The sequence below is a fragment of the Paractinoplanes deccanensis genome (genome assembly GCF_016862115.1).
GTDB lineage: Bacteria > Actinomycetota > Actinomycetes > Mycobacteriales > Micromonosporaceae > Actinoplanes > Actinoplanes deccanensis.
The window spans coordinates 54,834-76,511 of sequence record NZ_BOMI01000053.1; the positions used below are offsets into that span (position 1 = coordinate 54,834).

Genomic DNA, 21,678 nt, shown 5'->3' on the forward strand with positions numbered 1-21,678 from the left:
GCCGCGCCGCGCCGCACTCACGATCGACGGCATGGACGAACTCGACCGCGTGCTGCTCGGCCTGCTGGCCTCGACGTCGTCGTCGCGGGCCTCGGTGCTCGACTTCGTCGCGCATCGCCTGCGGACGCTGCCCGACCCTGCCGGCCTGGACGGAGACCCGCCCGTCTCGGCTGGGCGTGACGCGCTCGTCTCGGCTGGGCGTGACGCGCTCGTCTCGGCTTGGCGCGGGTGGGAGGGCGAGACGCGCTCGCTGGCCACCGGTCTGCTGCGTGACGGCTCACCGGAGTCCCGCACCGCCGCCCACCACGCGCTCACGATCCTCGAACTGGGGCTGGGCCGCTACGACGCGGCGCTCGGGCACGCGCTGGCGGTGCGCCGTTGCGGGCCGCCGCCGCTGCGCGAGCAGATCGTTCCCGACCTGCTCGAGGCGGCGACCCGGAGCAGCCACCCCGGTGCCGTGCCGACGGCGGCCCGGGGCGTCGACGTCGGCGTGCTGTCGCCGCTGTGCCGCGCGCTGCTCTCGTACGGTGATGTGGACGACCTTTACCGCCAGGCCCTCGACGAGCTCCGGCACGTGTCGCTCGCCCGCGCCCATCTCCTCTACGGCGAGTGGCTGCGCCGCCGGCGCCGCCGCCGCGACGCCCGCGACCACCTGCGGACCGCCGGCGACATGTTCGCGTCGATGAATGCCGTCGCCTTCGCCCGCCGGGCCGCCGTGGAACTGGGCGCCACGGCCGAGACGGTGGGGGAGCGCGACGGCCTGACCGCCCAGGAGGCTGAGGTCGCCCGGCTCGTCGCCGAGGGACACTCCAACCGCGAGGTGGCCGAGCAGTTGTTCCTCAGCCAGAACACGGTGCAGTACCACCTGGCGAAGGTCTACCGGAAGCTGGGCGTCCGGTCCCGCACGCAGCTGGTCCGCGTCCTTCTCACGCCGGCTGGAACGCCTTGATCACCCGGCGCGCGCGGATGGACTGGACGATCGCCAGGATGCCGTAGAAGAGGCTGAACAGGCCGAATACCTCGGCCAGCGACACCGCGCCGATGTCCGGCCGGATGAAGAGCACGACGCCCAGCGCGATCGAGACGAGGCCGCCGAGGATCCAGGCCGCCCGCTCGCCGGCGCTCTGCCCCTGTCGGAAGGTGAGCGCCACCTCGAGGATGCCGGTGGCGAGCGCCCACGCGCCGATCCAGATGGTCAGCACCAGCGCGGTGATGCCCGGCCAGGCCAGCGCCACGACACCGGCCGCGATCGACAGCAGCGCCAGCAGCAGCCACCCGAACACCGGCCCGGCCTTGTCGCTGCTGAACGCGCGCGCGATCTCCAGCACGCCGGAGACGAACGCGTAGACCGCGAACAGGACGGCGAAGGCCCCGATCGTGATGTCCGGCCACGCCACGGAGACGATGCCGAGGATGACGGCGAGGACTCCGCGCCAGAGCAGGGACGTGGAGAGAGACATGGCGACTCCGTTCACTTTCGTTGGGTTGTCCCCACCGTAGGAACGGAGTCGCCCCGCTCGAATCACTGAACCTCGTAGTCCCGCCTCAGCAGAGGGCCGCGTCCACGGCCTCGGACACGTGCGCCGTCATCTCCAGCGTGGTCGGCAGCGCGGTCACGGCGACCACGGCGCTGCGGCCGTCGCCGGTCACCAGGTTGCGCGTCTCGAAGCCCTGGATGTCGCCGCCGTGCCCCCAGGCGAAGCCGCCGCAGGGCAGCGCGTGGCGGGCGATGCCGAGCCCGTACTCCCAGCCGTCGGTCGGCTCGAAATCGGGCGAGGGAACGGTCTTCAGCATGGCGGCCTGCTGCGCCGGCGCGAGCAGCCGGCCCTGGACGAGCGCCTCGAGGAACGTCCGCAGGTCGCTCGGCGTCGAGATCAGCTGCCCCGCCGCCCACCCGAACGACGGATCCATCCGAGTGACGTCCACCCACGGCGCCCCCGGCGCGACAGCGACATATCCCCGCGGGTGCCGCCCGGCGATGTCCTGCTCACCCTGCTGCGGCCAGTAGGTGTCGCGCAGCCGCAGCGGCTCGATGATCCGCCGCGTGATCTCCTCCCCGACGGGCCGCGCGGTGACCCGCTCGACGATCAGCCCCGCCAGGATGTAGTTGGTGTTGCTGTACTCCCACTTCGCCCCCGGCGTGCCCGCGGGCCGGGTGAGAGCCGCGTCGACGAGCCGCCGAGGGTCGTAGTAGGAGTGACTGAGGCCGACCAGGTCCTGCGGCTCGGTGAAGAGCACGTCGTCGTAGTCGGGCAGCCCGCTGGTCTGCTGAAGCAGCTGCCGCACGGTGATCCGGCGGTCCTCGACCACCCCCGGCAGGTAGTGCGCGACGGTCTGATCCAGCGCGACCTTGCCCTCACCGACCAGCTGCAGCACCACAACGGCGGTGAAGGTCTTGGTGTTGCTGCCGATCCGCACCCGCCCGTCCAGCGGCACGCGCGCGCCGGCCGCATAGTCGCGGACCTTCCCGTTGCTCCGCACGGAGGCGAGCGCCCCCGGAAAACCATCCTGACTGACCAGCGCGTCAAGCCGATGCTGCACCCGGTCACCGGCGGCCGCCGGCCCGGCCAGCGACGCCACAGCGGTGAGAGCCACCAGCGCACCGGCGACGAGAGACACTTTCCGACCCATGAGAACTCCCCAGCCGAATCGATCGAGAACGATTCCAGCCTGGCGGAGCGGTGAGGAGTGATCGATCCCGTCAGCTGCCGTCTTCGGGTACAGCAGGCACTACCGCGGGACGAGACCCGGCATCGCCGAGCGACAAATCCAGGGGCGACCACCTTAGGGTGAATCTTGTATGCCCGGACTACGCTGGAAGTCCGCTAGGACCGTTATCTGCCCTGGTTCTTTCGGTTGTGTAACGGCTTTCGTGCCTCTTTGACGCCGGTGGACGGTACTGTTAAAGTCCGCACGCAGTCACGCGAATTGCCCCGAATGGGAAGGGTTGGTAGCGGAGCTCAATGGCCACATCCGCCGAGGTTCGCACGGTGCTGGAAGTGCTTCGGAGCCATCCGCACAAACAGGGGTGGCAGACTTTCTACGGGGTTCTCCAAACGGCTTTCGTGGACGAAGAGGCGGCCGGCAGGGGCATCCTGACGCACGTTACCGCCGTGCACCACGAGAGCCGTCCGAACGCGACTGCGTCTCACTATGTCTCACTTCTCTGTATCGCATTGAAAGGCGTGATCGGCGATTGGCGTGATTCGCCGGTCCTCGACGAGAGCCTCGACATGTCACAAAGGGTGAAGTTGCTGACCGCAGCGGCCGAGGCTGGTGAAGACGAAATCCTCGATATCGTCCTCACCAAGCAGAATTCCTTTTCCGGCGCTCGGCGGTTCCTCGTTCCACAGATCATCGTCTCCCATTTCGCGCATCGTCATGGGATACGCGTGCGCCTTGCCGATCTTGGCACCGGCGCCGGCCTTCTTCCGCGTCAGCTCAATGACCGCGCGAGCTTCGAGCGATTCTCCCCTGATCTGACCTGGGAGAGCTGGAAGCCCTCATTCGTGGAGGTCGACTACGAGCAGCGTTGGGGGCTCGATCGGACATCCCCCAAGGAGGTCGATTGGTTCCGGCAGTGTTACGGGCCGTCCGCCTACTATGACGACCGTTACGCCGAGCTCGTCTGGGCCTTCGAGCAGGAAGCGGTGAAGGGCGCCGCGCTGCACACCGAGAACCTGGATCTTCTCGACGCCGAAGCGGTCGCCCGCTTCGTTCACGAGCATCAGATCAACGTGGTGACCTGTAGCTTCGTGCTTTATCAATGGAATCCGGCGGTGCGCAAGGACGTGATCAACGCTGTGGTCGGATCCCTCCGGGCGCCCGGTTTGTTCGTGAGCCTGGAGCCGACCGGTGACCTCCTGACCCCGGGCGCCTCCATCCGGGTCTACCTGCCCGGCGACTCGTCACCGATCGAGGTCGGCACCGTCTCCGACGGGCACTGCATCGGCACCGTTGCCGCCGGGCCCGATTTCGATACGTTCCGGCGAGATCACCTGTAGCCGTGTAGCGCCATTCGCTCAACCGCTCGCATGCCGCGAACCATGCCTAAGCTCCGCTGATAGCCGGAATGCGTCCTCCCAAAGGTTCATTGCAGGCCACTCGCGGACGCGCTTGTCGGGACGACAAGAGATCGTCCACACCGGCGCGGAATTGATCGAGAAAAGCGGGCTGGAAGCCGTGCGGTAGCGTGAATTCATGGCGGCGCCGCCGGGGCAATCATTCGAAGACGTCGATCCGCGCCCGCCGCGACCGGAGCGACCAAGGGAACGCGTCCGCCGGTGGTGGAAATCCCGCCATCGGCATCCCTCCCTGCATTTCTGGCTGCTGTTCCAGGGGCTGCCGATGCTCGTCGGCTTCGGGATCTTGTTTGTGCTGAACGGCACTCTCAACGGCTGGCGGCGTTCCTATGACGTCGCTCTCGCCATCACGTCGCCTGCCGACACATCCGTCCCCCAGCTCGCCTGGATATTGTCCTTGGCGGGCTGGATCGTCGCACCAGGAATCGCCGGCGCCGTGGCCGGATACGTGATCACCGCATCGATCGGCGCCCGGCGCAGAACCGACATCAACAGTGCCTTCGCCGAGGACGACGATGGTTGATCGCTTGATTCCCCGACTAGATCATCTCTGCAACAGCTTCAACGTCAGCGCCGACTTCGTCGACAGGTTCGTCAAACAGCACGGCGAGGAGCACTGGGACCTGGCGGAGAAGCACTGGGAGGACATCGTGGCCCGTGTCCTGAACACCGATGCCGTCGATGTGAACGCGTCGCGCAGCCGAGCCGTGCACCAGGCCGTCACCGCGGCCGTCAGACTCCTGGAGGACGAGAGGTTGCGCGACCGCTGTCCCCTCTGCCCGGGCGATCGGAGACCCCCTTCGCGAAGGGCCTGGCTACATTGGTGGAGGCGGTAGACATGATGTCGGAACGGCACTCGGGCCCCTCCGGAAGTTTCCGAAGACTGACTCGCGATCTCCTCGGCCGGGCGCTGCCGGACGAACCCACCGGCGAGCTGGACAACCGGGCCAAGATGATTGCCGACGAGGTCAAGAAGGCCAGACTCCGCGACGGCCTGGCCAGCGGGGTCGAGGAGCAGTCGCTGGGCGGGCCGCAGCTTCCGGGCCGGTTCGCCTTCAACGCCGGGATGGCAGGCCCAGTCGTCGGCGCCCTCGTCGGACTGCTGCTTCTGCCCTACAGCAGTGTTGCGGCCCTGATCGCGGCGGCGATCGGCAGCGGCGTAGCGAGCCTGGCTCTCTACGGTGGCCTCCTGCGGCGCAAGCAGCTCACCGGTGTTGTCGAGGGGGCTCTTCAGATAACGCCGGACACCTTGCACGCGATCGATCCGGGCAATAAGAAGAAGGACGGCGCGCTGCTGCACTACCTCGAGGCCCGAAGGGATTCCGAGGACCTCGTCATCCTGTTGCACGGCCTCGGCCTGGACGCGTCCGACTTCCGTACCTACCTGGCGGAGACGAAGTACCACGCCGTCGCCCTGACGTTGTACGGGTTCAACGTCGACGAGAAGGACGACGAGGACTATTCGCCGATCTCGCTGAAATCACATGCCCGGCTCTTCGCCCTGGCCCTCAAGGAGCTGCAGACCAAGCATCCCGGCAAGCGTTTGTCGCTGGTCGGGTTCTCGGTCGGGGCGGACATCATCCTGATGCTCTCGGATCTGGCCGGCGACGTGCTCCTGGGCCTGGACTTCCATCGAGTCCTGCTGCTGGACCCCAATGTGAACGCGAAGACCACGACGATCTCGACGCGGATGGCCGGCATGAACCGCGAGCAACCCCTGGAACAGCTGCTCGAGGTTCTGAACGCGGCCGAGGGCATCGACGACCTGGTCTACCGCTGCGAATACGTCGTCAAGACCGCCCAGAAGGACATCGCCCAGATTCAGCGGCACGCGAGCGAAATCAGCAGCTTCTGGAGGAGCGATCCAGGAACAGATCTCTTCATCAAATCCATGACCAAGCTCGGCAAGCTGGCCAGCGACATCTATGTCATCTTCTCGCTCGGCCAGAAGGAGCTGCTGGAAGGCTTGCAGGATCGCGCTGGGGAGTGTGGCCTGGGACGGGAGAACTTCCGCTGGGCGGCCTCGGGCCATTTCCAGCTGCTCGACCCCAGTTTCCTCCGCCGCCAGCTTGACCTCCTTCTGCGATGACCAGATCAGGGACGGAGGCGCAGGGCAGGCCGGCGCGATCACGGATCCCTCCCTGGTGGGCTATCGTGTCCGGCGCCGTCGGCGGTCTGCTCGGCATCGTCACCAACCTGTACTCCGCGGAGTTCCTCGAGGCGCTGGAGAACTTCGGAGATCTGAACTCCGCTGTTGTCTCGGTCGTCCTTACCGCTGTCGTCGCATGCGGATCGACGGCGGTCGTCTATCGATGGTCGATCAAACGCCGTCAGCAGAACGGGACGATACGCCGCCAGATCATCATTCCCGCGTCGGCGAGCGAGTTCGCCGACAACGCGGTCGACGAGCTAGTGGTAGGGCGCACCCTCCACTACCTGGAGACCAAGCGAGACTCCGCCGATCTGGTGGTCTTCCTGCCCGATCTGGGACTCGACGCCAACGATTTTCGCGCCTACATGGCGGAGAGCAAGTACCACTGCATCGCGCTGACGTTCCACGGATTCAACGACTTCGAGAAGGACGACGATCGCTACGCGCCCATTTCGCTGGAGTCGCACATCGCGCTTCTCGGTTTCGCGCTCGACCGGCTGCACCGCTCCTCGAGCTGCTCAGGTCGGCGACGACACTCGACGAGCTGCGTTATCTCTGCGAGGACCTGTACAAGATCCTCGACAAGGACGCCTTCCTCAAGGAGCGGCTCGAAGGTCTGCTGTAGTCACCCCCGCGCCGGCGTTGGCCCAGACCGCCAGCTCGCCGCCCGGGAGGCAGACGATCAGCGGGCCGTCGGGGTTGGTGAAGGCCCACGACTCCACGTCCGGGTCGGGGCGGACCTCCAGGGCGGAGCCGGCGGCGAAGGTGACCGTCAGGGCGCCCGATTTGTCGGTGTGGGCGGTCTGGACGGCGTCGCCGAGGAAGGGGGCCAGGGCGTCCTCGTCGTGGGCGGCCGGGGTGACGCTGGTGCGGCCGGCCGGGGTGGTCAGGTGGGCGGCGGTCTCGATCAGGATCTGGCTGCCGCGGGAGAAGCTGAGGACGAGGGCGTCGCCCAGGCGCACGTAGTCCAGGTGCTGGCCGGCCAGGGGGATGAGCGGCGACATGCGTACCTCGTTCGGGGGGTCGTCGGGACCGTGACGGCAGGACCGTAGCGCCAAGTTTCATAAGGGGGCCTTAAAACTTGGGCCGGGATCCGCGGGCCGGTGGGGCGGGCGGACGGGTGCCGGAAAGGATCTCTGCAACATTCCTGCAAATGGATTCCATTGACGCTGAGCGATTTAGCTCTTTATCTTCAGTTAAAGATTGAGCGCGCCGGCGTCATTTCATCGGGAATTCGATCGCGACCAGGAAGCGCAAGGAATCAGCATGCCCAAAATTCGATGGATCTCCCTGTCCTCGGTGGTGGCAGCCTCGGCCGTCGTGCTGAGCGCGGTCCTCAGTGGCCCGGCGTACGCGGAGACGCTCTTCAATGACAATTTCGACGACGGGAACGCGAACGGGTGGAGCCGCTCCGGCGGGTCCTGGTCGGTGGTCACCGACGGCACGCCCGCGTTCCGGCAGACCAGCACCAGCGCCAACGCCCGGGTGCTGGCCGGCGCCACCACCTGGGCCGACTACACGGTCAGCGCCCGGGTGAAGCCGATCGCGTTCGGCGCGACGAACCGCACGGTCGGCGTCGCCGCGCGGGTGCGGTCGTCCAGTGACTACTACGCGCTGGTGATCACCGGTGGCGGCGCGGTCCAGCTGCAACGGGTGGCCGGTGGCACGGCCACGGTGCTGGCGACGTACGCGGCCGGGTCCGGTGTCTGGCGCACGCTCGCGCTGACCGTGCAGGGGTCCGGCCTGACCGGGTCGATCGACGGGGTCGCAGTCGTGCGGGCCACGGACTCCGCTTACGGATCGGGGCGGATCGGGCTGGTGGCCTCGTACGCCAGCGCCTCGTTCGACGACGTCGTGGTGGACGCCTCCGGGCCCGGCACCGAGCCGACCCCGACCACGCCGCCACCCGCGGGAACGTGCCGGGTCACGGGCACACCGACCGGTTTCGCGCAGGGCACCACCGGCGGGGCGGGCGGGCCGGCCGTCGCCGTGGACACCGCCGCCGAGCTGCTGAGCGCCATCGCCACCAGCGGCCCGCTCACCGTCTGCGTCAGCGGCATGATCACGCTGCCGGCCGGGATGTACGACGTCACCAGCGACAAGTCGATCGTCGGGGTCGGCTCGACCGCGGGCATCACGGGCGGCGGCCTGAACATCGGCCTGCCGGTCTCGGATGTCACCACGCCACCGGCGAACGCCGTGCACAACGTCATCATCCAGAACCTGACGTTCCGCGGCGCCTCCGACGACTCCATCAACGTGCAGATGTTCAGCCACCACGTGTGGATCGACCACAACGACCTCGCGCAGGGCTACGACGGCCTGATCGACATCAAGCGCGGCTCGTCGCTGGTGACCGTGTCGTGGAACCACACCCACCACCACACCAAGAACATGCTGCTGGGCCACGACGACGACAACGGCGCCCAGGACACCGGCCGGCTGAAGGTCACCTACCACCACAACTGGTTCGACGCGACGCCGCAGCGCAACCCCCGCGTGCGCTTCGGCGAGCCGGTGCACGTCTACAACAACTACTACTTCCACAACACCGACACGGGCGTGGCCTGCCAGAACAACGCCGGGTGCCTGGTCGAGGGCAACTACTTCGACAACGTCGAGGAGCCAGTCACCAACACGTACGCCGGTCCGGCCGGCCGCTGCGTCGCGCGCGACAACGTGTTCGCCGGCGAGTCGGGCGCCCCGGACTGCAGCGGCACCGTGCAGGAGCCGTCGGCGTACTACTCGTACACCCTGGACGACCCGAGCCAGGTGAAGGCCATCGTCACCGCGGGCGCGGGAGTGCTCCGATGAGGCGGCGGACGCTGCTGGCGGCCACCGGCGCGGCCGCGGTCGCGGCGAGCCTGCCCCGCGAGGCGCACGCGGCCGCGGCGGGACCGGACGGGTTCGCGACGGTGCCCGGATACGGCCTCAGCACCACCACCGGCGGCGCGGGCGGCCCGGTCGTGACCGTGTCCAGCCCGGCGGCCTTCCTCGACTACATCAACCGCCCCGGGCCGTACGTCGTGCAGGTCTCCGGCACGATCGCGCTGCCCACCGGGACGAGCGACGGCATGCACCCGGTCGCCTCGCACAAGACGATCGTCGGGCTGGGCTCGACGGCGGCGCTGACCGGCGGCGGCCTCACCATCGGCCTGCCGGTCGACGACGACGTGACCAGCCCGCCGTCCAACGCCGTGCACAACGTGATCATCCGAAATCTGCGGCTCTCCGGCGCGTCGGACGACCTGATCAACGTGCAGATGTTCACGCACCACATCTGGATCGACCACAACGACCTGTCGGACGGCGACGACGGCGCGGTCGACATCAAGCGCGGCTCCGACCTGGTGACCGTGTCCTGGAACAGGTTCCACGACCACGACAAGACGCTGCTGCTCGGGCACGACGACGACAACGCGGCCCAGGACGCCGGGCGGCTGCGGACCACGTACCACCACAACTATTTCGACGGCTCCGACCAGCGGCACCCGCGGGTGCGGTTCGCGCCGCTCGTGCACGTCTACAACAACTACTTCCGCGACAACAGCTACGGGATCGCCTCGACCAACGACGCGGGCCTGTTCGTGGAGGGCAACTACTTCTTCAGCGTCAACAACCCGGGCCGGGTCGACTTCAGCGGGCCGCTGGGCCGCATGGTGCAGCGCGACAACATCCTGGTGGAGTGCAACCACGCGATCGAGGTGCGTGGCACGGTCACCGATCCGAGGACCTTCTATCCGTACGCGGTGGACAGCGCGGCCTCCGTGCCCACCGTCGTGCCGGCCGGCGCCGGCGTGGGAAAGGTGTGATCCGCATGCTCCTCCTGCCAGCAGGCGTCACGGCTCTGCTGCTCCTCAGCCCGGCGAGCGTGCCCGTGCAAGCGGCGGCCGGCACGCCCGACGGGTTCGCCTCGGTGAGCGGCGGGACGACCGGCGGCGCGGCCGGGCCGACGGTCACCGTCACCACCGGCGCGGACCTCGCGCGATACGCCGGCGCGAACACGCCGTACACGATCATGGTCTCGGGCCGGGTGAGCGTGGGCGGCATGGTCACCGTGGTGGCGAACAAGAGCATCCTCGGTGCCGGGCCGACCGCCGAGATCACCGGCGGCGGGCTGCAACTCGGCACGACCACCCGGCCGGGCAACAACGTGATCATCCGGAACATCACGTTCAGCGGCGCGCCCGACGACTCGATCAGCGTCACGAACGGCGCACACCACGTCTGGATCGACCACAACGAGTTCCTGCCCGCGTACGACGGGTCGCTCGACATCAAACGCAAGTCGACCTTCGTCACCGTGTCGTGGAACCGTTTCCGCGGCACCGACAAGACGATGCTGCTCGGCCATTCCGACACGTTCACGGCCGACGTCGGCTATCTGAAGGTCACCTATCACCACAACTATTTCGACGGCTCCCATCAGCGGCATCCGCGAGTGCGTTTCGGCGAGCCCGTGCACGTCTACAACAACTACTACCGCAACGCCGGGCTCTATGGCATCGCGTCCACCGAGAACGCGGGCGTGGTGGCCGAGGGCAATTATTTCGAGAACGTCGCCCACCCGTGCCACTCGACCGGCGGCTACGCCGAGAGCAACCCGGGGCGGCTCGTCCAGCGGGCCAACGTCTTCGTCAACTCCGGCCCGTGCGAGGCGGGTGGCACGGTCGCCGAGCCGGCCGGCTACTACTCGTACCAGCTGGACCCGGCGTCGTCGGTGCCCTCGCTGGTGACCGCCGGCGCCGGAGTGGGGAGGCTGTGATGCACGCGGTCCTCGCCCTCCTGATGGCGTCGGGGCTGGCCGCCGCGGCCCCGGCGGTCGCGGCCGCGCCCGACGGGTTCGCCTCGGTCAACGGCACGACCACGGGCGGGGTGGGCGGCCCGACCGTCACCGTGGACACCACCGGCGAGCTGCTCGACGCCATCGACACGGTCGGCCCGATGATCATCCAGGTCAGCGGCACCATCGCGATCACCAGCAAGCAGGGCGTCCGGCCGAACAAGACGATCGTCGGGCTCGGCACCTCGGCGACGATCTCCGGTGGCGGCTTCGACTTCTACCGCTCGTCCAACGTGATCGTGCGCAACCTGACCTTCGTGGACGCGGAGGACGACGCGATCAACGTGGGCCAGCAGTCGCACCACATCTGGATCGACCACAACACCTTCGCCCGCCCGGTGGACGGCTCGGTCGACATCGTGCGCGGCGCCGACTACGTGACCGTCTCGTGGAACCACTTCGCCGGCACCGACAAGAGCATGCTCATCGGCCACTCCGACGGCGCCGCCTCCACCGACATCGGCCACCTGCGGGTCAGCATCCACCACAACTGGTTCGACGGCTCCCGGCAGCGGCATCCCCGGGTGCGCTTCGCCGACCCGGTGCACGTCTACAACAACTACTTCGACGGCAACGAGCTCTACGGGGTCGCGTCCACCATGAACGCCGGCGTCCTCGTCGAGGGCAACGCGTTCGCCGGCGTCCCGTACCCGTGCTTCTCCACCGGCGGTTACGCCGACAGCGGGCCGGGCCGCCTCGTCCAGCGCGGCAACGTGTTCACCGCGTCCGGCGCCTGCGAGGCGGGCGGCGCCGTCATCGAGCCGCGCACCTACTACAGCTACACCCTGGACCCGCCGGCCTCCGTGCCGTCGCTGGTCCAGGCCGGAGCGGGCGCCGGCAAGCTCTGAGATCAGTCCGGGCGGCCCAGTGGCTTCGTGGCCATCGGGCCGCCCACCAGCCGGTTGACCGGGTCGGCCGGGTCGGGTTCGCCGACCTCGCCGGCCCACGCCTCGGCGTCGTCCTCGGGCGCGTAGCCGATGGCGTCACCGCCCGCGGTGGACCACCAGCGGCGGGTGTTGGCCGAGACGCCCCAGACGATGTGGAAGCCGGTGGCGGTGAGCGCGGCCCGGACCAGCCGGGCGGCGTCGCCGGGGGAGAGCCACGACGCCAGGTCGCGCGGGTGCTCGGGCCGGTCCTTGCAGGAGCCGATCCGCAGGCAGACCACGTGCAGGCCGTACCGGTCGTGGTAGAGCCGGCCGAGCGACTCCATGGCGGCCTTGCTCCAGCCGTAGTACGAGTCGGGACGCGCGGGCACGTCGTCCGGCAGGCCGTCGGCGTGCGGGTGCAGCCCGGCCGCGTGGTTGCTCGACGCCAGGACGACGCGGGGGACGCCGTTCTCGTGGGCGGCCTGCAGGACGCGCTCGGTGCCGCGCACGTTCACGGCGAGCACGTCCTCGAAGGGGCCCTCGCTCGCGATGCCGCCCAGGTGCACCACGGCCGCGGCGCCCCGGCAGGCCGCGCGCACGGCGTCCGCGTCGGTCACGTCGAGCTGCTCGACGCCGTCGCTCGGGTGCAGGTCCGTGGGGCGCAGCCCGGGCAGGCGCTCGCGCAGCATGGTGCCGATGGACCCGGAGGCCCCGGTCAGCAGGATCCGCGCCATGGTGTCGCGGTTCCCGCCGCGCAGGCCGGCGAAACCGGGCCGATCACGAATCGCGCTCCGCCCCGAGCGGCGCACAGCTTCATGGGGCCGCCGGCTTCGGTTGCTTCCGCGTCGGTCGGCGCGCCCGGAGCCGGTGAGATCCCGGCGGACGGCTTCACCCGGGTCGGGCGGGACGCGGCCGCCGGCCCTGCACCGGGCGCCGTCTCGCCGGCCACGGTCACGACGTCGAGGACCGTTCAGGTGCGCTGATCCGGGACCACAGCCCGCAGTGGTGCTCGGCGGCGACGTCGGCCCCGCCGGAGGCACCGGTTGCCAAGATCCGCGTGTACGGGATCGCGGCGCCGGCGCCGAAGCGGGGCCACCCCGCGCGGCCGGTGGCGGCGAACAGCGCCCAGGCACCGACCATCTCGCCGGCGAGCGCCGGTGGCGCGGTATCCGGCAGGTAGGTGACGTCGAACAGGTACGGCAACTCGGCACCGTGGTACGCGCCCCACGGGTAGCCGAGACCCGGGTTCGGGCCGTCGCGCTCGGCGAACTCGTACGCGTAGGTCGGGTTGTGCCGGGCGAGGAGCCGGTTGCCGGCCAGCGTGGGGCACGCCCAGATCCGGTCGGTGGCCACGGCCGCCCAGGCCAGACCGGGCGAGGGGTACGCCGCGACGGGATACTCGGCCAGCACCCGATCCGCGTCGCCGCCGAACGCGGCCCGCAGCACCGCCGTGTACCGCTCGGCGGTGACCGGTCCGGCCAGGTCGAGGGCGGCGACGAAGGCGCGGTGCTCATCGAGGTTGCCGCCGGAGAGCACCGGCACGCGGTGGAACGCCCCGGCGCGCAGCGCGTCCGCCGGCTTCCTCGGCAGCACCGGCGTGCCGTACGCTGGATCGACGAACGCCTTCAGGCCGGTGCCCTCGGTCTCCCGCAGCAGCGTCTCGGCCGGCTGCGACCGCAGGCACGCCGGCGCGTCACCCCGGCACCCGAGCCTCTCCGCGAGCCTCGTGCCCTCGCGGCGAACCTCGGCGACGCTCGCCCACTGCGAGCCCGCAGCGACGTTCGGCAGGAAGAGCTCGGCGGGCCAGTCGGTCAGGCAGGACCCGGACTGGATGATCGCCCGCTGGAACAGCCCGGCCGTGGCCGGCGAGGTCAGCTGGGCGCACACGCTCATGCCGCCCGCCGACTGCCCGGCCAGCGTGACGGTGCCGGGATCGCCGCCGAAGGCCGCGGCGTTGCGGCGCACCCAGCGCAGCGCGGCCTGCTGGTCCTGGAGCCCGAAGGTGCCCGAGCCGGCCAGCCCCGGCAGGCCCAGGTAGCCGAAGACGCCGAGCCGGTAGTTGACGGTCACCACGACCACGCCGCCCTGCACGGCGAGCCGGTGCGGGTCGTAGAGGCTGCCCGACCCGGTCTGGAAGCCGCCGCCGGGCAGGAACACCAAAACCGGGTGGTGGCCGCGCCCGTCGAGCGGCGTCGTGACGCCGACATAGAGGCAGTCCTCGTCGCCGCTGGTCGGCTGCCCGAAGCCCAGCCCGTTCTGCTTGCACGCCGCACCCGGCGCCTCCGCGCTGCGCACACCCCGCCAGCGCGCGACCGGCTGCGGTGCCCGCCACCGGCGCTCACCGGTCGGCGGCGCGGCGTAGGGCACCCCCTCGAAGGTGCGATACCCGTCGTGGACCGTCCCGCGCAGCAGCCCGGCGTCCGTCCGCACGATCTCGGCGCCACCCCGAGCCGGCGCGGGCGCCGGCGCACCACCGGCGAACAGCGCCACCGCGGCGATCACGACAATCAGGATCTTTCCTCGCATGCGACAAGCCTCGCCACCGGCCGGCCCCGCCGGATCAACCGTCCGATGATCGAGCGGTTGATCCGGCCCTCCACTGATCGGTTGATGCGAGCGCTCCGCCGGCGACCGTCAGCAGCCGGCCGCTGACGAGGGACGAGAGCGGCCCGGCGAAGAGCTCACTGCTCGCCGGTCCAGTCGGTGGAGGCGGCCAGGGCCTCCTGCGGCTCGATCTGGGCGAGGCGCTCGCGCAGGGCGGTCGTCACGAACCTGTACGCGTCGGAGCCCAGCACCAGCCGCAGCGGCGCGGGGCTCTGGTCGGCGCTCTCGATGATGCGCGCGGCCATCTTCGCCGGGTCGCCCAGCGGGGGACGGCTGCGGTCCTTCGCGCCGCGCACCATGGCCGCGGGCGTGTTGTCGTAGGCCGACACGGGCGTGGCGAGCTGCAGGCTGTCGAAGCGGAACTCGGTGCGGGCGCCGCCCGGCTCGACGATCGTCGCCTCGATGCCGAACGGGGCCACGTCCTTGGCCGTGCCCTCGATGAAACCCTCGATGCCCCACTTGCCCGCGTGGTAGAGCGACGCGCCCGGGTTCGTCGCCTGCCCGCCGTACGTGGAGATCTGGATGATCCGGCCGCCGCCCTGGGCGCGCAGGTGGGGCAGGGCCGCGCGGACCACCGCGATCGAGCCGAGCAGGTTGGTGTTGAGCTGCGCGATCACCTGCTCGTCGGTCAGCTCCTCGGCGGCGCCGAAGAGGCCGTACCCGGCGTTGTTGACGACGACGTCGACGCGGCCCAGCTCGGCGAAGGCCCGGTCGACCGTGGCGCGCACGGCCGGCAGGTCGGTGACGTCGAGGTTCGCGACCCAGAACCGGTCGCCGTGCTTGTGCCGCAGGTCGTCGACCGAGCCGTCCTTGCGCACCGTGCCGGCGACCCGGTCGCCGCGCTCCAGCAGCTGCTCGGTCATTCGGCGGCCGAAGCCGCTGTTGACGCCGGTGATGAACCACGTCCGCGATGTCATCGTCGTTTCCCTTCGTTCGCGGTTGACGACTACGACTCTGCGGCGGCGAGCGACGGCGTTCCAGACAGAGTTGTTCCTGGTAGTGGCGGGGACAGGCAGCTGGGCGGCGGGCCTCGTACCGTGAAGGCCATGGGTACGAGCAACGCACTGGGCGCTTTCCTGAGGGCGCGCCGCGAGCTGGTGACGCCGGGCGAGGTGGGCCTGCCGGGCGGGGGACTGCGCCGGGTGCCGGGGCTGCGCCGCGAGGAGGTCGCCATGCTGGCCGGCATCAGCGCGGAGTACTACCTGCGCCTGGAGCAGGGCCGCGACCGTACGCCGTCGGCCCAGGTCGTGGAGGCGCTGGCGCGGGTGCTGCGGCTGGACGCGGAGGGCGCCGCGTACCTCTCGGAACTGGCCCGTCCCAAGATCCGGCGCCGCAGGCAGGCACCGGCGGAGCGGGTGCCGGACGGGATCGCGATGCTGCTCGGCACGCTCAACGTGCCCGCGTTCGTGGTGAACCGCTATCGGGACGTGCTGGCGGCCAACGCGCTGGCGGTGGAGCTGTCGCCGCTGATGCGGCCGGGCACGAACCGGCTGGTGGTGCTCTTCACCGACCCGGTGGCCCGCCTCTACCACCCGGATCTGGACGACAACATCGGCAACGTGGTGGCGCAGCTGCGCGCCGAGATGGGCGCCGACACCGACGATCCGCGCCTCCAGTCGCTGATCGGCGAGCTGTCGCTCAAGAGCGAGCGGTTCCGCAAGCTGTGGGCCCGGCACGACATCCACCGGGGCGGCAGCGACACCGGGGTCATCCGCCACCCGCGCGTCGGCGAGATGCGGCTGCGGCGCGAGAAGCTGGCCGTGATCGGTGGCGACGGCCTCCAGCTGGTCGTCTACCACGCCGAGCCGGGCAGCCCGGACGCCGACGCGCTCGCCCTCCTGGCGGTGCCGTCGGAGCCGTACGTCGGCGATCCGGGACAGCGCTGAGTCAGGAGACCGACCAGGACAGGATGTCCTGCGTCGACTTCGTGCTTCCGGTCGCGCCGGTGAATCCGGCCCAGGCGCCGGTCGAGCCGAGCTCGGCGGCCAGGTCGACGGTCTCGGCCAGCAGGTGCTGCCCGTTGACCGACACCGTGAGCCGCCGGGCCGCGGCGTCGTAGGCGACGCCGACGTCGACCGGCTGGCCGAAGAGCGGTGACGCCGTGGTGGCGGCCGCGAGGTGGTAGTCGGGGTTGCCCCGCAGCACGATCGCGGCGTGGTCGGCGGACGGGTCGCCCGGGTTGCGGAAGTCGTCCAGCTCGACCGCGACGCTGTGCCGGATGCCGCGGTAGCCGAGGCCGCCGCCCCAGCCGCCGAGCGCGCGCGGGCCCTCCGACTGGAGCACGAAGGCGACGCCGTCGGCGCCGCGCGTGCCCTCGTGCAGGTGGACGCGGAACTGCGAGCTGAACGACGAGGTGACGTCGACCTGCTGGTTGGACCATGCGGAGCCGGCCTGCCGGTAGCCGCCGCCGGTCAGGCGCAGCACCGGATAGGCCGACTCGCTGGCGGTGGCGAGGCCCGCCGTGCCGTTGAGGCTGACGTCGGCGAAGGGGAACTCGGAGGCGGCGGCGGCCGGTTGCGGCGCCGCGGCGACGGCCGCTGCCAGCAGACCGCCCGTTACCACCTTGCGAATGACAGATCGGGACATTTTTCCGTCCTCCAAATGCGCGGAATTGGCCGGGTAAAACCTAGGTCAATATTGGGCATTTCGTACGGGGAATCGTGCACGTTCAGCGCGGTGCCCGGCGGGCGATCGGCTTCGTTCGCCCGTCATTTGACGTACGGCGGCCTGCCTCTCGCGCGGCATAGTGTGTGAGGTATCGACACATGCGGAGGCAACGAAATGAGCGTCGTTGGAAGCGGCACGATCGAGCTCGGCGGCAAGTCCGTCCACCGCCTGGGCTACGGGGCGATGCGGATCACCGGGCCGGGCATCTGGGGGCCGCCCGCCGACCACGACGAGGCGGTCCGGGTCCTGCGCCGGTCGGTGGAGCTGGGCGTCACCTTCATCGACACCGCCGACTCGTACGGCCCGGAGGTCTCGGAGAACCTGATCCGCGAGGCGCTGCACGACGGGACGGGATACGGCGACGTGGTCATCGCCACCAAGGGCGGGTTCACCCGCAGCGGCCCGGGCGCGTGGGCGGCGGTGGGCCGGCCGGAATACCTGCGGCAGTGCATCCAGATGTCGCTGCGGCGCCTCGGCGTCGAGCAGATCGACCTCTGGCAGCTGCACCGCATCGACCCGCGCACGCCGCGCGAGGAGCAGTTCGCCACGCTGCGCGAGTTCCTCGACCAGGGCCTCGCCAAGCAGATCGGCCTGTCCGAGGTGACGGTCGACGACGTCAAACAGGCACAGGCGGCCGGCGTGCCCGTCGCCTCGGTGCAGAACCGCTACAACCTGGGCGACCGCCGCGCCGAGGACCTGCTGGACTACTGCGAGCAGCAGGGCATCGCGTTCATCCCGTGGGCGCCGGTGGACGCGGGCGCGCTGGCCCGTCCGGGCGGGCCGCTCGACGCGGTCGCCAAGGGCCACCCGGGCACGACGACGGGTCAGCTGGCGCTGGCGTGGCTGCTGCGCCGCTCGCCGGTGATGGTGCCGATCCCGGGCACCTCCTCGGTGGCCCACCTCGAGGAGAACTGTGCGTCGGCGGAGATCCAGCTCACCGATGAGGAGTACAAGGCCCTGACGAGCTGAGCCGGGCGGGAGGTTACGCTTCCCCGTCGGCGCACAGCCGGCGCACAGGACGAGACCCCCCAGGTGTAACCGCATGACCACGTTGCTCGACCAACCGCCCGTCGCGAGCCCGAGGGCGGAGGAGCGGCGTGGCCGCCCGCTGTGGCGCGCCCTGCCGTGGCTGGTTCCCGCCGTCGTCGCCGCCGGGGTGTTGCTGCGATACGACACCCCGGCCGGTCAGATCGCCGTCTACGCCCTCTACTTCGCCGTGGCGGTGGTGCTCCCGGGCACGCTGGTGCTGCGCGCGCTCTACGGCAGCCGCGGCAACTGGCCCGAGGACCTGGGCCTCGGCGCGGCGGCCGGCCTGCTCGTGCAGCTCGCCGGCTGGGCGCTGGCCGCCGCGACCGGGGTGGAGCTGCTGCTGCCGGCTTGGATCGGCGCGGTCCTCCTGCTCTTCGTGGCGGTGCCGCGGTTGCGGCGCCACTGGCGGATCAGCGAGCCCAGCCCGCTGCCGCTCGCCTGGTCGTGGGGGATGGCCGTGGTGCTGTCGCTGGTCGCGCTCTGGGGAGCGATCACCTTCCGCGCCACGCCCCTGCCGCCCGTGACGTTCCAGCTCTACCAGGACGTCTACTACCACCTCGCGCTGGTGCACGAGATGATGCGCGCGATGCCGTTCCAGGTGCCTCAGGTGTACGGCGAGACGCTGCGCTACCACTACCTCTCCGACGCCGACATCGCCTCGGCCAGCATGCTCACCGGCATCTCGCCGGTCACCGTCTACTTGCGACTCTGGCTGCTGCCGATCGTGGGCGTCGCCGTCTTCGTCTTCGCCGCGCTGGCCCGCACGATCAGCGGCCGCTGGTGGACCGGCCCGGTCGCGGCCGCGGCCGCCTTCGCCGGCCGGGCGATCACCTTCAACGGTCCGCTCTCGCCGGTCGGCGGCGGTTCGCCGGTGTCGTTCATCAGTCCCTCCCAGACGTACGCGGTGCCGCTGATCGGTCTGTTCGCGCTCGTCTGCCTCGAGGCGCTGCGGGGCCGCAAGCTGGGCCGCATGTGGGCTGTGCTGCCGGTGCTCGCCGTCGTCTGCGCCGGCTCGAAGTCCAGCGTCCTGCCCCCGCTGTTCGCCGGGGTGGGGCTCGCCGGGCTGGTGCTGCTGCTGCGCCGGCGCGCGATGCCGTGGACGGCTGCCGGCCTGCTCGCCACGATCGCCTTCGGCATCGTGGCGGGCCTGAAGCTCTTCGCCGGAGGAGGTGCCGGCACCCTCGGGTTGCAGCCGCTGGCCACGCTGCGCTCCGTCGATCCGTACGTGGTCACGCTCGGCGACCAGGACGGCATCACGCTCGGCGGTTTCTGGCCGCACGGCGTCGCGGAGGCCGGCGCGACCGGCAAGCTCTTCATCTTCTTCCTGCTGGCCTGGTGGGTCCTGGCCCAGGCGCCCCGGCTTCTCGGCCTGGTCGTGCCCCTTCCCGGGCGCGACATCGCGTGGTGGATGGTCGGCGGGATCGTGATCGGCGGCACGGCCGCATTGTGGCTCTTCTGGCATCCGTCCGGCAGCCAGGGCTACTTCTACCTCGGCGTCATCCCGTTCGCGGCGGTGCTGACCGTCTGCGCGGTCCCGGATCGTTTCCACAAGGCCGCGATCGCCGCCGCGGCCGCCGGCGCGCTATGGGCCGTCGTGGCCCCCCAGACGACCCATCGGCCCGCCGTCAACACCTTCACGAGCTGGGGCCTGGCGCTGGCCGTGCCGTTCCTGATCACCGCCGGGCTGGTCGTGCTGGTGGCCGGCGTCGCGTTCGTGATCTGGCGCCGGCGCGCCCTCGTGGCGCTGCCCACCGCGCTGATGGCCGTCGTGATCGGCGCGGGCCTCGCCACCGGCATCAACAACACGATCACCAATCTGCAATCGCCGAAACCGGCGGTGCGCCCGGCAACGGCCGTCACCGCCGCGGAGATGCGCGCCGCGCTCTGGCTCGACGAGCACGCCGGCCGGGACGACCTGGTCGCCACGAACGTGCACTGCGTGCCGCTGGACGCCGTGAAGTGCAACTCCCGCGCGTTCTGGGTCGCGGCCCTCGGTGGGCGCCGCACCCTCATCGAGAGCTGGGCATACTCGGACGCCGCGGTGGCCGCGCACGGGGTGAACGGCCTCGCGTACTACTTCCAGCCCGCCCCCGACCCCGCGGTCTTCGCGCTCAACCAGCGCGCCTTCGCCCAGGGCGACGCTGCCGACATTAAAAAACTCCGTGAGGTGTACGGGGTGAGGTGGCTCTTCGCCGACAGCCGCGCCGGAGCGATCTCGCCCGCCCTGGAGCGGGTCGCCACCGTCCGCTACCGCGACGGGGCGGCGACCGTCTACGAGCTGGTGCCCGCTGCCTGACTTTTCCCGTCGATGTGCCCTCGGATCACCTCGGCCGACCGGGCCACCCGTTCCGCCTGCTCACGGTGTGCCCGGCCGGTCTCCGCGTCGCCGGCCTCGTCGGCCCTGGTGGCCAGCTCGCCGAGCACGGCGGCCTTCTCCTGCATGGCGCTGATCGCCGTCCAGAGCGCCTCCTCGATGCCCTCGTCGCTGGCGGCGAGGAAGGACTGCGGCGACCACGAATGGCCGACGTGACACACGTAGTGGATGGCCTGGCCGTTGCGGACCTCCCGCATGCCGCCGCCGCACTCGGGGCAGCCGAGGCCCACCGGCGTCCCGGGCTGCGCGATGGCGGACCGGCCGTCTTTCATCATGTCTGTCTCCCAGATCAACGAATCGTCGGGGGCGTCCCACGGCGCCACCGGCCGGCCGGCGTGCGAGGCGACCAGTTTCGCGAGCCCGGTCGCCGGCGCCGCCTCCGCGGCCGGCACGGCGGCGAGCGCGGCGCTGGGCATGCCGGCGAAGCGGGCGTCCTGCGGATCCTGCACGAGCGCGACGCCACCCTGCTCGGCGATCGCCGCCAGCCCCGCCGCGCCGTCGTCCAGGCCACCGGAGAGCACCACGCCGATGACCCGCGGCCCGGCCCACCGGGCGGCGGAACGGAACAACGCGTCCACGGCCGGGCGCACCCGGTTCTCCCGCGGTCCGTTGCGCAGGGCGATCAGGTCGCCCTGGTCGACCACCAGATGCCGGTTCGGCACACCCACGTACACCCGGCCGGCCTCGATCGGCAGCCCGTCGGCGGCGGGAACGACCGGCAGCGCGCAGTCGCGGCCCAGGACGCGGGCCAGCATGCTGGGCAGCTCCGGGGCGAGATGCAGCACCACCAGCACGGCGGCGGGCAGGTCGGCCGGCAGCAGCGGAAGCATCCTCGCCAAGGCGGCGTGGCTGCCGGCGGAGCCACCCACCACAACGAGGTCGCGGCACGGCGTCTCTGACGTCATGGTGTCGGGCTTCCCCGGAAGGGGCGCCCTCTAACGTTCGGGGCCATCGGTCCGCCTTTCACGCGACCACGCGAGTGCGGCGAGCTAGTAGGCGACCGCGTGGAGTGCGGCTGGCTTGTAGGACCGCGTGGGCGGCGAGCTTTCAGGCGATCGCGT

General features: G+C 70.6%; 21 protein-coding genes. 12 read left to right on the top strand and 9 right to left on the bottom strand.

Going from position 1 to position 21,678, the window contains the following annotated elements:
- Positions 1 to 31 precede the first annotated feature (31 nt).
- Positions 32 to 949 carry a helix-turn-helix transcriptional regulator gene (locus tag Ade02nite_RS14575; protein ID WP_239168753.1) on the top strand — a complete coding sequence of 306 codons (918 nt, stop codon included), beginning with the start codon at positions 32 to 34 and terminating at the stop codon, positions 947 to 949.
- Here the strand turns inward: Ade02nite_RS14575 and Ade02nite_RS14580 are convergent.
- Entirely contained in the window at positions 927 to 1,460 is a 534-nt protein-coding gene (locus tag Ade02nite_RS14580) for an HdeD family acid-resistance protein (protein WP_203762307.1), read from the bottom strand. The genes Ade02nite_RS14575 and Ade02nite_RS14580 overlap by 23 nt on opposite strands.
- 85 nt (positions 1,461 to 1,545) lie before the next feature.
- A complete protein-coding gene (locus Ade02nite_RS14585) occupies positions 1,546 to 2,631 on the bottom strand; it encodes a serine hydrolase domain-containing protein (RefSeq protein ID WP_203762309.1) in 1,086 nt (361 codons plus the stop codon).
- Positions 2,632 to 2,963: 332 nt separating this feature from the next.
- Here Ade02nite_RS14585 and Ade02nite_RS14590 point away from each other — a divergent pair, with 332 nt between their 5' ends.
- From Ade02nite_RS14590 to Ade02nite_RS14605, 4 genes are all read left to right on the top strand, one after another.
- Positions 2,964 to 4,004 (top strand): hypothetical protein, encoded by a 1,041-nt coding sequence (locus Ade02nite_RS14590; RefSeq protein ID WP_203762311.1) that lies wholly within the window; start codon positions 2,964 to 2,966, stop codon positions 4,002 to 4,004.
- A gap of 196 nt (positions 4,005 to 4,200) precedes the next feature.
- Positions 4,201 to 4,605 carry a DUF6313 family protein gene (locus Ade02nite_RS50275; protein ID WP_203762313.1) on the top strand — a complete coding sequence of 135 codons (405 nt, stop codon included), beginning with the start codon at positions 4,201 to 4,203 and terminating at the stop codon, positions 4,603 to 4,605.
- Positions 4,606 to 4,609: 4 nt separating this feature from the next.
- Positions 4,610 to 4,918: a DUF6313 family protein gene (locus Ade02nite_RS50280; RefSeq protein ID WP_203762315.1), complete on the top strand. Its 309-nt coding sequence runs from the start codon at positions 4,610 to 4,612 to the stop codon at positions 4,916 to 4,918.
- Positions 4,906 to 6,171 (top strand): alpha/beta hydrolase, encoded by a 1,266-nt coding sequence (locus Ade02nite_RS14605; protein WP_203762317.1) that lies wholly within the window; start codon positions 4,906 to 4,908, stop codon positions 6,169 to 6,171. The genes Ade02nite_RS50280 and Ade02nite_RS14605 overlap by 13 nt, the downstream gene beginning before the upstream one ends.
- Positions 6,172 to 6,491: 320 nt before the next feature.
- Here Ade02nite_RS14605 and Ade02nite_RS14610 read toward each other — a convergent pair whose 3' ends face one another.
- Entirely contained in the window at positions 6,492 to 6,737 is a 246-nt protein-coding gene (locus Ade02nite_RS14610) for a hypothetical protein (protein WP_203762319.1), read from the bottom strand.
- Positions 6,738 to 6,830: 93 nt separating this feature from the next.
- A complete protein-coding gene (locus tag Ade02nite_RS14615) occupies positions 6,831 to 7,238 on the bottom strand; it encodes a DUF6188 family protein (protein ID WP_203762321.1) in 408 nt (135 codons plus the stop codon).
- A 262-nt stretch (positions 7,239 to 7,500) separates the two neighbouring features.
- Here Ade02nite_RS14615 and Ade02nite_RS14620 point away from each other — a divergent pair, with 262 nt between their 5' ends.
- Genes Ade02nite_RS14620 through Ade02nite_RS14635 form a run of 4 tightly spaced genes read left to right on the top strand, consistent with a single transcriptional unit; the run spans position 7,501 to position 11,925 of the window.
- The gene (locus tag Ade02nite_RS14620; RefSeq protein ID WP_203762323.1) at positions 7,501 to 9,048 is read left to right on the top strand and encodes a pectate lyase family protein; all 1,548 of its coding nucleotides are present in this window, start codon (positions 7,501 to 7,503) and stop codon (positions 9,046 to 9,048) included.
- Complete coding sequence (locus tag Ade02nite_RS14625) at positions 9,045 to 10,046, top strand: pectate lyase family protein (RefSeq protein ID WP_203762325.1); 1,002 nt, start codon at positions 9,045 to 9,047, stop codon at positions 10,044 to 10,046. The genes Ade02nite_RS14620 and Ade02nite_RS14625 overlap by 4 nt, the downstream gene beginning before the upstream one ends.
- 5 nt (positions 10,047 to 10,051) lie before the next feature.
- Positions 10,052 to 10,999 carry a pectate lyase family protein gene (locus Ade02nite_RS14630; protein ID WP_203762327.1) on the top strand — a complete coding sequence of 316 codons (948 nt, stop codon included), beginning with the start codon at positions 10,052 to 10,054 and terminating at the stop codon, positions 10,997 to 10,999.
- The gene (locus Ade02nite_RS14635; protein ID WP_203762329.1) at positions 10,999 to 11,925 is read left to right on the top strand and encodes a pectate lyase family protein; all 927 of its coding nucleotides are present in this window, start codon (positions 10,999 to 11,001) and stop codon (positions 11,923 to 11,925) included. The genes Ade02nite_RS14630 and Ade02nite_RS14635 overlap by 1 nt, the downstream gene beginning before the upstream one ends.
- Before the next feature lie 2 nt (positions 11,926 to 11,927).
- On the opposite strand, the gene Ade02nite_RS14640 is transcribed toward Ade02nite_RS14635, so the two are convergent.
- The 3 genes from Ade02nite_RS14640 to Ade02nite_RS14650 form a co-directional block, all read right to left on the bottom strand.
- Positions 11,928 to 12,677 carry an NAD-dependent epimerase/dehydratase family protein gene (locus Ade02nite_RS14640; RefSeq protein WP_203762332.1) on the bottom strand — a complete coding sequence of 250 codons (750 nt, stop codon included), beginning with the start codon at positions 12,675 to 12,677 and terminating at the stop codon, positions 11,928 to 11,930.
- A 217-nt stretch (positions 12,678 to 12,894) separates the two neighbouring features.
- Complete coding sequence (locus tag Ade02nite_RS14645) at positions 12,895 to 14,469, bottom strand: carboxylesterase/lipase family protein (RefSeq protein ID WP_203762334.1); 1,575 nt, start codon at positions 14,467 to 14,469, stop codon at positions 12,895 to 12,897.
- A 155-nt stretch (positions 14,470 to 14,624) separates the two neighbouring features.
- A complete protein-coding gene (locus tag Ade02nite_RS14650; RefSeq protein ID WP_203762336.1) occupies positions 14,625 to 15,464 on the bottom strand; it encodes an SDR family oxidoreductase in 840 nt (279 codons plus the stop codon).
- A gap of 129 nt (positions 15,465 to 15,593) precedes the next feature.
- Between Ade02nite_RS14650 and Ade02nite_RS14655 the strand changes: the two genes are divergently transcribed.
- Positions 15,594 to 16,433 (top strand): helix-turn-helix domain-containing protein, encoded by an 840-nt coding sequence (locus Ade02nite_RS14655; RefSeq protein WP_203762338.1) that lies wholly within the window; start codon positions 15,594 to 15,596, stop codon positions 16,431 to 16,433.
- 1 nt (position 16,434) lies between these two features.
- Here the strand turns inward: Ade02nite_RS14655 and Ade02nite_RS14660 are convergent, their stop codons facing one another.
- The gene (locus tag Ade02nite_RS14660; protein ID WP_203762340.1) at positions 16,435 to 17,133 is read right to left on the bottom strand and encodes an L-type lectin-domain containing protein; all 699 of its coding nucleotides are present in this window, start codon (positions 17,131 to 17,133) and stop codon (positions 16,435 to 16,437) included.
- A 195-nt stretch (positions 17,134 to 17,328) separates the two neighbouring features.
- On the opposite strand from Ade02nite_RS14660, the gene Ade02nite_RS14665 reads away from it, so the two are divergent.
- Positions 17,329 to 18,183, top strand: a complete 855-nt coding sequence (locus Ade02nite_RS14665; protein WP_203762342.1) for an aldo/keto reductase — start codon at positions 17,329 to 17,331, stop codon at positions 18,181 to 18,183.
- A gap of 73 nt (positions 18,184 to 18,256) precedes the next feature.
- On the top strand, positions 18,257 to 20,539 hold the full coding sequence (locus tag Ade02nite_RS14670; RefSeq protein ID WP_203762344.1) for a hypothetical protein: 2,283 nt from the start codon (positions 18,257 to 18,259) through the stop codon (positions 20,537 to 20,539).
- On the opposite strand, the gene Ade02nite_RS14675 is transcribed toward Ade02nite_RS14670, so the two are convergent.
- The gene (locus tag Ade02nite_RS14675) at positions 20,515 to 21,522 is read right to left on the bottom strand and encodes a chemotaxis protein CheB (protein WP_203762346.1); all 1,008 of its coding nucleotides are present in this window, start codon (positions 21,520 to 21,522) and stop codon (positions 20,515 to 20,517) included. The two genes, Ade02nite_RS14670 and Ade02nite_RS14675, sit on opposite strands and share 25 nt — an antisense overlap.
- Between the last annotated feature and the right edge of the window lie 156 nt (positions 21,523 to 21,678).